General features: G+C 33.6%; 17 protein-coding genes. 4 read left to right on the top strand and 13 right to left on the bottom strand.

The window, feature by feature from the left end; genetic code table 11:
* Window position 1: 1 nt before the first annotated feature.
* From AC6UDG_RS07105 to AC6UDG_RS07165, 13 genes are all read right to left on the bottom strand, one after another.
* Window positions 2-376 (bottom strand): DUF1064 domain-containing protein, encoded by a 375-nt coding sequence (locus tag AC6UDG_RS07105; RefSeq protein ID WP_500706910.1) that lies wholly within the window; start codon window positions 374-376, stop codon window positions 2-4.
* Entirely contained in the window at window positions 357-1079 is a 723-nt protein-coding gene (locus AC6UDG_RS07110; protein ID WP_500706911.1) for a phage antirepressor KilAC domain-containing protein, read from the bottom strand. Before AC6UDG_RS07110 ends, AC6UDG_RS07105 begins: the two co-directional genes overlap by 20 nt.
* Before the next feature lie 5 nt (window positions 1080-1084).
* The gene (locus AC6UDG_RS07115; RefSeq protein WP_500706912.1) at window positions 1085-1273 is read right to left on the bottom strand and encodes a hypothetical protein; all 189 of its coding nucleotides are present in this window, start codon (window positions 1271-1273) and stop codon (window positions 1085-1087) included.
* A complete protein-coding gene (locus tag AC6UDG_RS07120) occupies window positions 1270-2061 on the bottom strand; it encodes an ATP-binding protein (protein ID WP_500706913.1) in 792 nt (263 codons plus the stop codon). The genes AC6UDG_RS07115 and AC6UDG_RS07120 overlap by 4 nt, the downstream gene beginning before the upstream one ends.
* Complete coding sequence (locus tag AC6UDG_RS07125; RefSeq protein ID WP_500706914.1) at window positions 2051-2797, bottom strand: DnaD domain protein; 747 nt, start codon at window positions 2795-2797, stop codon at window positions 2051-2053. Before AC6UDG_RS07125 ends, AC6UDG_RS07120 begins: the two co-directional genes overlap by 11 nt.
* A gap of 14 nt (window positions 2798-2811) precedes the next feature.
* Window positions 2812-3186: a hypothetical protein gene (locus tag AC6UDG_RS07130; protein WP_500694517.1), complete on the bottom strand. Its 375-nt coding sequence runs from the start codon at window positions 3184-3186 to the stop codon at window positions 2812-2814.
* Between the two features lie 11 nt (window positions 3187-3197).
* On the bottom strand, window positions 3198-4067 hold the full coding sequence (locus tag AC6UDG_RS07135) for a PD-(D/E)XK nuclease-like domain-containing protein (RefSeq protein WP_500706915.1): 870 nt from the start codon (window positions 4065-4067) through the stop codon (window positions 3198-3200).
* Entirely contained in the window at window positions 3982-4863 is an 882-nt protein-coding gene (bet, locus tag AC6UDG_RS07140; RefSeq protein WP_500706916.1) for a phage recombination protein Bet, read from the bottom strand. Before bet ends, AC6UDG_RS07135 begins: the two co-directional genes overlap by 86 nt.
* Window positions 4864-4866: 3 nt before the next feature.
* Window positions 4867-5088 (bottom strand): hypothetical protein, encoded by a 222-nt coding sequence (locus AC6UDG_RS07145; RefSeq protein WP_500706917.1) that lies wholly within the window; start codon window positions 5086-5088, stop codon window positions 4867-4869.
* Between the two features lie 266 nt (window positions 5089-5354).
* Window positions 5355-5582 (bottom strand): hypothetical protein, encoded by a 228-nt coding sequence (locus AC6UDG_RS07150; RefSeq protein WP_500706918.1) that lies wholly within the window; start codon window positions 5580-5582, stop codon window positions 5355-5357.
* A 13-nt stretch (window positions 5583-5595) separates the two neighbouring features.
* Complete coding sequence (locus tag AC6UDG_RS07155) at window positions 5596-5910, bottom strand: hypothetical protein (protein WP_500706919.1); 315 nt, start codon at window positions 5908-5910, stop codon at window positions 5596-5598.
* Complete coding sequence (locus tag AC6UDG_RS07160) at window positions 5907-6167, bottom strand: helix-turn-helix domain-containing protein (RefSeq protein ID WP_500706920.1); 261 nt, start codon at window positions 6165-6167, stop codon at window positions 5907-5909. Before AC6UDG_RS07160 ends, AC6UDG_RS07155 begins: the two co-directional genes overlap by 4 nt.
* Window positions 6160-6414 (bottom strand): helix-turn-helix transcriptional regulator, encoded by a 255-nt coding sequence (locus AC6UDG_RS07165; protein ID WP_500694507.1) that lies wholly within the window; start codon window positions 6412-6414, stop codon window positions 6160-6162. The genes AC6UDG_RS07160 and AC6UDG_RS07165 overlap by 8 nt, the downstream gene beginning before the upstream one ends.
* A gap of 135 nt (window positions 6415-6549) precedes the next feature.
* On the opposite strand from AC6UDG_RS07165, the gene AC6UDG_RS07170 reads away from it, so the two are divergent.
* The 4 genes from AC6UDG_RS07170 (at window position 6550) to AC6UDG_RS07185 (ending at window position 9943) form a co-directional block, all read left to right on the top strand.
* On the top strand, window positions 6550-7194 hold the full coding sequence (locus AC6UDG_RS07170) for a LexA family protein (protein WP_500706921.1): 645 nt from the start codon (window positions 6550-6552) through the stop codon (window positions 7192-7194).
* Window positions 7195-7226: 32 nt separating this feature from the next.
* Window positions 7227-7691 carry a hypothetical protein gene (locus AC6UDG_RS07175; protein ID WP_500706922.1) on the top strand — a complete coding sequence of 155 codons (465 nt, stop codon included), beginning with the start codon at window positions 7227-7229 and terminating at the stop codon, window positions 7689-7691.
* 51 nt (window positions 7692-7742) lie between these two features.
* Complete coding sequence (locus AC6UDG_RS07180; RefSeq protein ID WP_500706923.1) at window positions 7743-8681, top strand: SHOCT domain-containing protein; 939 nt, start codon at window positions 7743-7745, stop codon at window positions 8679-8681.
* A gap of 143 nt (window positions 8682-8824) precedes the next feature.
* Window positions 8825-9943 carry a tyrosine-type recombinase/integrase gene (locus AC6UDG_RS07185; protein ID WP_500706924.1) on the top strand — a complete coding sequence of 373 codons (1119 nt, stop codon included), beginning with the start codon at window positions 8825-8827 and terminating at the stop codon, window positions 9941-9943.
* The last annotated feature ends 77 nt before the right edge of the window (window positions 9944-10020 follow it).

Consider the following 10020-nt stretch of genomic DNA (forward strand, 5'->3'; position numbering starts at 1 on the left):
CCTACATTTCCTTTTCTGTAAATGCGTGTCTCTTATAGTCATATCTGGCAATTGTGACTGGTATCTTGTACAGATATTCAAACATTGCCATTCTTAAGCTAGCGTCTGCCGTGATTTTGCTACCTTTAACGTCTACTACCTTGACTAATCGTTTTGTATTGTCGTAAATACAAAAATCTGGTGTGTAATAACGTCTTGAATGCCGCTTATTGTTTAGCTTGAATTTTGGCACAATCTCAAATCTTTCATGAAAGCTAATCGGGCATTGTTTGTTCTTCAATTCTTGCCGGTAGTATTGATACTCAGCTTTACTATCAAACTTGATACCGTCCGCTATGACTTTTTTCGCATGATATTTATTCAACGACCAAATCATCCTTTAAGAACTTATTAATAAAATATTGTTGTCCTTTACCAGTGACTTTGGTTGTTTTGGAAACAACAGTATTATTTGCATGCATAACTAACGTTTCCTTAACTTGGAACAATCCTTTATCCACTGATTTTTGAGTTGGCATGTTGTAGTCGGTTCCTTTACGTTTGATTAAGTATCCATTATTTCTTAGATATTGGAATAAACGGTTTTGCCCCATTTGAACGCCATTTTGACGAAGCAATTTAGCAAGTTCTCCAACCAAAATGCTAGTCTTGCTAGCGGTGACAGCATCAGCAAATAACGCTTTTGGCTGCATGGTTTCAATTTGTTTAGCTTGATTAGCTGCTAATTGAAGTGCGTCTCCCATATTTTGAGGAATATCGAAACCACCGTACTTTTTAATTCTGTCTTCCATCTGGTTGAATGCCTTAATATATTCTGCTTTGAATTTCAGAGCCTTTTTGCCATTAAAACCAAAGGCAAGCATTGTAAATCCATCGCGATTCATAAAATAAATTGGTCTATCTCTGCCATAATTATCTTTAACTGTGGACCTAGTAAACATCTCCTCAAAAGTGAGGACATCTTTTTCGAGATTTTGAACATCTCTAAGCACATTATCGTGACGTTTGCCAAATACTTCAGCTACTTTTAAACTAGTTGTTACTGCGTGTTTATCTTTCATGATTACTAAATCATTCATTTTTGTTACGCTCCTTTGCTTGTTTTAGTTTCTTGATTTTCAACATAACGTTGATAATGTGCTACCCAATTGTTTTTCGCTCGTCTTCTCATAACTCGCAACGCTTCTTCGTTTTGTTGATGTTCTTGTAGATTTTCGTAGAAAACACCGCCGTTTTTTAACGGTTTAACAAGTATTACTGATTCGTTTTTCAAAATAACCTCGCTCTATAATCTTTTGTGTCCTTGAATTTAATTATTTTATCTTGACTGCCTTTCATCACTCTCGAAACTACTTTGTCGTTATAGATGTGTAGCATTTGCTCTCCGGACAAATTAGTTGTGATAATAGTTCGATTGCGATGATTCAAAATTGCGTATAAAACATTTTGAGCCCAATTAGATGCTTCGCTGTCCCTCGTTTGAAAAGTTGCTTCACTACCTAAATCATCTAAAACTAAGAGATCCACTCCACTTAGTAGTGAAACCATTGACGCTTCTTGATAAGGACTTGTTTTATCGTGAAAGCTACCTTTGATACGTCTAAGCAATTCGTTAAAATCCACAAACAAACAACTCTGCATTGGCTCAGCATGATTATTTACATACTTTAGAATTGAATAAGCTAAATGAGATTTCCCAACTCCAGCTTTGCCAGAAATGATTGCATTACCTTTATTATTTTTATCGGTATAATAAGTTGCTAACTTTTCTGCTAGCTGCTTATTATTCTTCGTTTCTGAATTACGTTCTTGATAGTCGTTGAAACTTACCCTTTTTAAGTCCGGATCGTCCATAATTGAAGAACGTTTAAGCATGTTATAAGTGCTTCGACGCTTTACTGTTTTTCGAAGTTCTTCCATATGCTTATGCTCACGTTCTTTGGTGCACTTCCAACAACTTTTATGACCCTTAAATTCTTTAAGTTGAACGTCCGGATGAATTGAGCAAGTTTCTTCCAACGTTTTTAAGTCTTTACTTAAAAATCTAAGGTCAGAAGTCAAGGTTCCTTTCCTCCAATTCTTCTTGTGTTATTGTCTTGTGTTGCTTTTTATTACTATTTTGGAAATGTCGATGTTTGAAATTATCCTCAGCCGTCTTAGCCTGTTGAACAGTATTAATGTTGTTTTTGCGATAACTTCTAAAAATGCTATCCATATAAGAACATGCAGCGTTATTACTGACGTTTCTCTGAGCAGTTATCTTAATGACATAGTTGACTAAGTCATTGCCAAATTCTTTAGACCATTCACTTAAATTCTCAATAACTGCATTTCGTGGAACTCCAAAATAGTTTTGAAACGAATTAATTGGCTTCAGTTCTTCTCGCTCTACTTCTTCTTTAGTTTTTGTTTTATTAGTACTTGTTTTATTAGTACTTGTTAGTGTGCGATTTTCCGATGTCGGGTTTTCCGATGTCGGATTACCCGATGTCCGATAATCGAACATCGGTGTATCAGATAATTCCCAAAATGGATCACCAAAATTACCTTGTTTATTTCTCAATTGTGACCGTCTTAAATATCCATACTTTTCAAGTTCTTCTAGTCCTTTCCTTAATGAAGCTCTTCCATCAATGGAATGGTTCATCACTTCGGTTTCATAAAACTTCCAAGTATCTTTTTGTGCCCACACGTACATAAATATTCCACGTGCTTTCCAACTTAAGCGTTCATCTTGAATTATTTGATTATCTGCAATAGTAAAATGCTCTTTATGATGTCTAACAACTTTTACCATGTTTAATCACCTCTTTATAGACGCCACAATTTACCATCATTAATTGTTAAGTGTTCAATTGCCCCAATTTTGAAATCTTTATAATTTTTAATTGAAATTAAATTTTTATCTACTAAGCTATCCATAGTTTCTTTTATTTCATCTAAAGTTAAAAACGGAAGCAATAGTTGAAGATGCTCATAATTTTCTGCTAGATGAAGTTCATTTCTACCAGCAATACGTCCTTCTTTTTCTGCTTCTACCCATTCTTCATCTGGTTCTCCAACTAAATTCATTCGTTCATATAATTTTTGGAGAATAATCGTTTCTTTTAATCCAATTTCAGTAGCTAATTTTTTAGGAATTAAAATGGGTGTTTCATTAATCAATGGAAATTTTGGGAAATACATATTATTACCTCCTAATACAATTCAATTGAGTCAATTGGTGTCACAGTACTTAGCTTCTTATTCATTCGACAGTAATCGCAATGTTCACATGCAATTGGTTTTTCAGTACCATTGATCACATTTGCAATATGCTGCTGTTTCTCTTTTAATTCGTCCATTTCTGTATCCATCATGAATTGTGGAATTGAAAAGATGGCTTTGTCTGGTTCTTGTTGTTTAGAAACAGCAATGATATAAGGAGTGGACTCAATACCAAATGTTTGTTTAATCAACTCTTGGTAAATTGCCATTTGCAAAATATATCCACGACTTTCTGCAAAATTCTCAGGAATATGTCGTTCAGCATTCCAGTGTTTTTTGTGGAAATCATCAACAGTTTTCAAATCAAAGAACATGTTTTTATCAGGAGACAAGCAATCAAGTTTCCCCATCCATTGAATGCCGTCAATTTTTCCGGTTACAATAACTTCTTTTTTTCCTTGATAAATCAATGGAAACTTAGGGTCATTTTCAAGTGCTTCAATCATCTTATTGGCGTCTTTGTAATCTTTTTTAATTCCCTTTTCAGGGTTGCCATACTTATACAATTGCTTTTTATGCTCATCTAAAAACGCCTGATGTGATTCTTTACTTTCAAAATAAGAATGGAGATAATTGCCAACCAATAAGGGTGTTTCATCCCTTTTGGGTGCATACAATCCTTTAAGTTGTGCTAAAGCAGAAGATTCACATTGTAAGAAATTCCAGTAAACCGATTTTGACAAGTAATGCCAGTTAGCTTCAGAACTATAGTAATTACTTTTTGTCAGGTCGAAGGTCGTCGAGTTGTCCAAAGAGTTGCTCTTGTTGCTGTTCATTGAGTTCTTTACTGCTTCCGTCATCACTTGTCACATCCCTTTCTGGTTTCTTAGGTTTTTCTGATTGTGCTTTTGATTCGTCAACATCTCTGTTATCTTCATCAAATGGAGTTTCTGGGAATTCATCAGAGTTTTTGTTGTTTGTAACATCTTGTGGTTCTTGTTTTTTAGAATTATCAGAAATTAAATCATCCACACTAGTAGCAGTTTCTTCTTCAGCATTTACAGTTCTAGGTTTCAAATTAGCTTCTGGATCGCCTTGTTCTTCCTCTGTATAAAGTGATCCAAGATTTTCTGGGAACGCTTCACGCAAAGCATTAACAATTGCAGTCTTCCTAATCATATTCAGTGGCATTTGTTTCCAAGTAGCCTGACCCTTTGAGAACTCATCAAGTGAAATTTCAACGCTAATTGGAACCTTACGATCATCTCTATAAACCTTTGCCCAACCACCAATTAATGTATCCTTTGGAAGTTTGATAGCACCATTTAATTTAACAATTTCATCGCCGCGTTGAACGATGATTCCAGCTTCAAATCCTTGGAAATGAGGATCAGCATTAGCTCTTTTCATAAATGCTTCCTTTGAAGTAATAATCTGTGCTGGTCGACCTCTGAACTTAACCAAATAAGCCTCATTCAAGAATGGGTTTAATCCTTGAAATTTACATAGCTGTAAGAAATTAACAACTTCTTGATTAGTTACTTCAGCATTACCTGATACTAGATATTCTTTAACCATATTCCCTGATAATTTAACGTTTTTGCCGTTTGCTTCATATTCAATTGGTTTTGTCATTGCTGTGTTTTCGTTTGCCATTTTCTAGTCCTCCCAAGTTGTTAGTGCTGGATGAATTGCATTGATAATGCTTTGTTTGCGTTTATCCTCATCAGTAAATAATTGTTGTAGTACTTTTTGATCATCGACAGTCCTACTAGAAATATTTGCTTGAATATCGCTAAGTTGACTAAAACTATCGAATAAACGTTGATTTGAACTGATTAATTGTTTTCTTTGTTTTAATAATTGATTTATTCTTCTCATTATTTTTACCTCTCTATTCAAAATACTTGTCTTTGTGGTCATGGAGTTCTTTTGCACAATATCCAATAACCATTCCAATAATTAATGTGAGAAGTAAAAATAATCCTTGTGTTTCTGTAAAACTAATCATGTCTAATTCCTCCTATTTCATAGTCCGTTGAATTAACTGGCCATCACTGGTAGAATTAAACCGTTGGATGTTTAATAGAACCAATTTGTTAAGACCTGTCGAGCTGTTACTCGATTGGTCTTTTTTTGTGTCTTTATTAGTCATCTGATTTCATCTCCTCGCTAGCTATATATTCATCCATACAACTTTTGATAAGTTCGGTGGTGTTTGCTCCAGCAACTGGTTTGACTACTTCAAATAATGCATGCATTAATCCATTTGCTGATTTAGCAACTTCATCCATTCCAACAATATTTGCTTGAAATGAAGTTTTTTGATCTCCAACAATAAGCTTCAAAATTGTTTTTTTATTTTCTTCTTCCATTTCATTTACCTCATTAAATTTCAAATCCTTGGTTTCTTTCGGCCTCAATCATGTTGCTTTCAATTTCTAGATATTCTTCAGCATCGCTTGGGACAACTTCAAATTGATAATTCTTGTATGAATATCTGGCTGTCCCAGACGCTAATACCTTAGTTTTGCTTGAAAGCTTAACAATAGGCTTACTTACATCACTAATCAGTACCTTTATCTCGTCTGATTCAGTATTACTTGGATAACTACCATTCGACCAAAGAGTCCAATCAACGGTTTCGGTAAGTTGGTTTCGTAAATCTTCACTTTTAATGTTTTGCAGTTCGCATACTCTCAATTGATCGCCTCCTTATAAGTCACTGTGTGATTTGTAATCCACTCATCAACACCCTTACGCGGATATACATATTTGTTTCCTCGTGGAATTACTGGAAAATCCGGTTGGTAAATGTAGTATTTTTTGAGTGTATTAACGTCACAACACAGATATTTTGCTAATTCTTTTTGGTTAAACATTCCCTGCTTGATTTGCTGATTTTTAATGATTGAATCAGCAATTTTGAAGAGAACACTTTTAATTGTTTCTTCAATCATTCTTGCCCATCTCCTTTGTTGGTACACTTTTGTTACCATTAAGAGCAAAAAAAATATCACTAATTTTCAAGCCTAAACCATCAGCAATTTTTTTAGCTGTCGGTGGATATGGATTATGTTTTCCAGATAGGATGCTTTTTAAATTTGCATCACTAATTTTATTCTTTTTTGCAAATCCATTAATTGAATAACCATTCATTGCAATTGCTTCTTTTATCTTTTCTGGATCTTTTAATTTTAATAACATTTCTTAACCTCCCTTCAACATCTATAACTATAAAACATTTGGTATACAAATGCAACCATTTTTGGTATCTTTTTGATATTTTTTGGTATCTTTTTTCAACTTTATTGATAAAATACAGTTAAAGGAAGGTTACTCATGAATACTAATAGTGTAGATTTTGGAAAAGAACTAGCCAAAATCAGAAAAGAAAAAGGATATTCAATTAGACAAGTAGCTTTACAAGCGGGAATGTCCCATCCATACATTTCACAGGTCGAACATGGAAAAAGAAATATCCCTAAACCATCAACTTTAAAAAAGCTAGCTAAAGGTTTACGTATTTCAGATGAACAAATTTTTCAGTTAGCAGGACTAAAAGAATTGCTGCCTGCTAATGCAATAAAATTCGAAAATAATATGGTAGACGTACCAGTATTAGGAGAGATAGCTTGTGGTGATCCTATTTTAGCTCAGGAAAATATAGAGGGTTATAGAGCGACATCAATAAACTCATTACCTTATGGTGACAATTTTTGGCTAAAATGTAGGGGAGACTCAATGGAACCTAAAATTCCAGATGGTGCATATGTACTTATACATGTTCAATCTACAGTTGAAACTGGCGATATTGCAGCTGTTCTTGTTGATGATGAGACTAACGCTACACTTAAAAAAATTGTTAACCAAGAACATGAAACGATCTTAATGCCAATTAATCAAAAATATACCCCTATCGTCATTAACAAAAGCAATCCTGGTAAAATAATTGGAAAAGCAATTCAAATAACGATAGATTTATAAACTTTTTTAATATAAAAATAAAGGGAGATTTTATGAAAAAAAGTATTTTTTTATCAGCAGCCATACTAGTAGCATTATCTTTATCGTCTTGTTCATCTAAAACAAACAAAAACGAACATAAAAGTAGTAAGCCCAAAACTGAGAAAAAAGTTAAAAAGAATAAACAAGCAAACAATAAAAATAACAAAGAAAATAATAGTAGCAAAAAGACTAGTCAAGAGAGCCACACAAGTGTTAGTTCTAACAGTTCTTCATATACAAATACGCAACAGACAACTAACTCTCAGCAAACTACATCCCCTAACCAATCAAGTACATCTCAACCTGCTGTGTCTAACCAAACGAATAACCCTAACCAACAATCTGTTACCAGCCAGTCAGATAATTCTAACGTTGATCAGGACCAAGACCAAGCACCAGGAAATAATCCAGATGGAAGCCCAGATTCTTGGGTACAAGGTCAAATTGATTGGGCCAATTCTCATCCAAATGGATAGATAGTCCAACATTAATGGCCATAAAAACTGATACATAAGGAGAAACAAGCAATGGAAGAACTAGCGAGTTTAAAAGGAACTAACGGGCAATTGACAGTATATGATGATTATCTAATCATAAGTCGCAATGGTATATCTGCAATCAGCGCTCAAGGAACTCAAAAAGATAGAACTATCTATTTAGATGATATTCAATCAATAAACTACCAAAAGCCTACTCTATATCGAAACGGGTATCTTCAAATAATATTGGATCCTAAAATGGCTCACAATCAAACAACTTCTAAAATAGGATTTACTAATTCGCAAGCTCTTAAAGATCCAAATTCAATTGTTCTTAGAGCATTCAAAAAGAAAACAATAACAGATAGTGAAAATGTTTATAAAATAATTTCCGATAAACTAAAAGAAATTGAAAAAAATCCTAGTAATAAGACACACGGTCCATCATCGACAGGAAACGAGATAAAAATACTTAATCTGTCTATTAACAGAGACGATGAAGAAATTACAAAAAAAGCTACGATGCTTTCACCTAGTGAGTCTTATAAATTTAAGGACATCGTCAGTTATAAAATAAATCAACGTGGAAACAACGAAACAAAGCATCATGGAATAACACGAGCAATTGTTGGTGGAACTCTAATGGGTGGAGTTGGTGCAATTGTTGGAGCTATGACCGGTGGAAAGACTTATGAAGTCGTAAATTATTTGTCAGTGAATATTAATTTTAAAAACGATCAAACATGGGAAATTAAATTTATAACCACTAAAACAAAAGCTAATTCTTTGACTTATTCCAATTCAATTAAGCAATGTAATAAGCTCTGTGCCATTTTAGATGAAATTTTAAAAGATAACGACAACTCAAATACTACTTCAGATATTGACTCTGCTGATGAAATAAAGAAATACAAACAATTGGCTGATGAAGGAACTATCACTAGCGAGGAATTTGAAGCAAAGAAAAAGCAGCTTTTAGGATTATAAAAACAAAAAGCATCCCTACCGTGCGTGGTAGAGATGCTTAACCAGAGGATTTGAATATAAGAAAATTGGTAAAAGTAAACTCTACAATTTGTGGAGCTTATTTTTAACCATTATATCGAACATATGTTCAGAGGTAAATAATAATGGCAACTTTTCAAAAACGTGGAGAAAAATGGCGTGCAAGAGTCTACTATCAAGACCAAATGCATAAAAGACATGCGGCAAGTAAGACGTTTAAAACTAAACGTGAGGCTCAGAAATGGGCAACTGATCAAGAAAGTAATTTGAATAACGACCAATTCATTGAGAAAAGCAATCAAACTTTAGTTGAGTATTTTGATGATTGGTACAAAACTTTTAAAGAGCCGTCTTCATCAAAAGCAACCAAAAGACGTTATTTGGCCACTGAGAGATATTTGCAACGATACTGGAAAGATACCCCACTGCAAAAAATAAGTTATTTCTCGTACCAAAAATTCATCAATGAAATGGGTAAAAATCAAAGCATTAACTCTGTCCGGAAAATCCATCGACAAACTAGAACAGCAATTACACGTGCTGTGCAAATTCATTTAATCAATGAGAATTTTACAGATGGAATCGAATTAAGTGGTCGTCCGGAAAAAGATAGTTCAATGAAATATCTTGAAGCGGAAGACATGGAAAAGCTACTAGATTATTGCTTGAATTTTAGAAATATTGAAGATGTTTCAAAGGCTATGGTAGCAACTGCCCTATTAACAGGATTAAGGTATGAAGAAATAATTGGCTTAACATGGGACAATATCAATTGGAATGATCAGACACTAACGGTTAATAAATCATACAGTCAAGTTGATAAGGAATTTCAAAAAACCAAAAACGCTAGTTCAATGCGTACTATCAAAATTAACAACTCATTGATTGACTTATTTAAAAAAGATAAAAAAGTCCAAAATGAATTCTTGTTGAGAAATCATTTGAAAAATAAAAACAATTTTGTTTTCCTTGGACGCATGAATAATTTTATTTCTAATTCGAGTATTAATAAATCTATGAAATACTATGCAAAAAAATTAGGCATTAAACGAGTATCTTTTCACGGACTGAGACATACCCATGCAAGTTATCTTTTAAGTCAAAATGTTTCAATCCAATATGTATCCAAACGACTTGGCCATAAAAACATTGGAATTACCCAAGATGTTTACGCACATCTCCTCAAAACTAAGGAGAACGATGAAGCAGAGAAAACGCAGAAATTACTCGATAAAATCAACTAAAGAGACCAAATGGAGACCAATACAAAATAAAAAGCCTCTAAACCAATGTTTAGAAGCTTATATCAATTACCCGTATG

The organism is Fructilactobacillus sp. X2R1C1, from assembly GCF_059901435.1.

What these genes read in the sequence shown, in the direction of transcription:
- AC6UDG_RS07175 (WP_500706922.1), top strand. Translation starts at nt 7,227, where the DNA reads ATGAAAAAAAGTATTTTTTTATCAGCAGCCATACTAGTAGCATTATCT.
- AC6UDG_RS07145 (WP_500706917.1), bottom strand. Translation starts at nt 5,088, where the DNA reads ATGAGAAGAATAAATCAATTATTAAAACAAAGAAAACAATTAATCAGT.
- AC6UDG_RS07185 (WP_500706924.1), top strand. Translation starts at nt 8,825, where the DNA reads ATGGCAACTTTTCAAAAACGTGGAGAAAAATGGCGTGCAAGAGTCTAC.
- AC6UDG_RS07180 (WP_500706923.1), top strand. Translation starts at nt 7,743, where the DNA reads ATGGAAGAACTAGCGAGTTTAAAAGGAACTAACGGGCAATTGACAGTA.
- AC6UDG_RS07150 (WP_500706918.1), bottom strand. Translation starts at nt 5,582, where the DNA reads ATGGAAGAAGAAAATAAAAAAACAATTTTGAAGCTTATTGTTGGAGAT.
- AC6UDG_RS07135 (WP_500706915.1), bottom strand. Translation starts at nt 4,067, where the DNA reads ATGACGGAAGCAGTAAAGAACTCAATGAACAGCAACAAGAGCAACTCT.
- AC6UDG_RS07170 (WP_500706921.1), top strand. Translation starts at nt 6,550, where the DNA reads ATGAATACTAATAGTGTAGATTTTGGAAAAGAACTAGCCAAAATCAGA.
- AC6UDG_RS07130 (WP_500694517.1), bottom strand. Translation starts at nt 3,186, where the DNA reads ATGTATTTCCCAAAATTTCCATTGATTAATGAAACACCCATTTTAATT.
- AC6UDG_RS07105 (WP_500706910.1), bottom strand. Translation starts at nt 376, where the DNA reads ATGATTTGGTCGTTGAATAAATATCATGCGAAAAAAGTCATAGCGGAC.
- AC6UDG_RS07125 (WP_500706914.1), bottom strand. Translation starts at nt 2,797, where the DNA reads ATGGTAAAAGTTGTTAGACATCATAAAGAGCATTTTACTATTGCAGAT.
- bet (WP_500706916.1), bottom strand. Translation starts at nt 4,863, where the DNA reads ATGGCAAACGAAAACACAGCAATGACAAAACCAATTGAATATGAAGCA.
- AC6UDG_RS07160 (WP_500706920.1), bottom strand. Translation starts at nt 6,167, where the DNA reads ATGATTGAAGAAACAATTAAAAGTGTTCTCTTCAAAATTGCTGATTCA.
- AC6UDG_RS07110 (WP_500706911.1), bottom strand. Translation starts at nt 1,079, where the DNA reads ATGAATGATTTAGTAATCATGAAAGATAAACACGCAGTAACAACTAGT.
- AC6UDG_RS07165 (WP_500694507.1), bottom strand. Translation starts at nt 6,414, where the DNA reads ATGTTATTAAAATTAAAAGATCCAGAAAAGATAAAAGAAGCAATTGCA.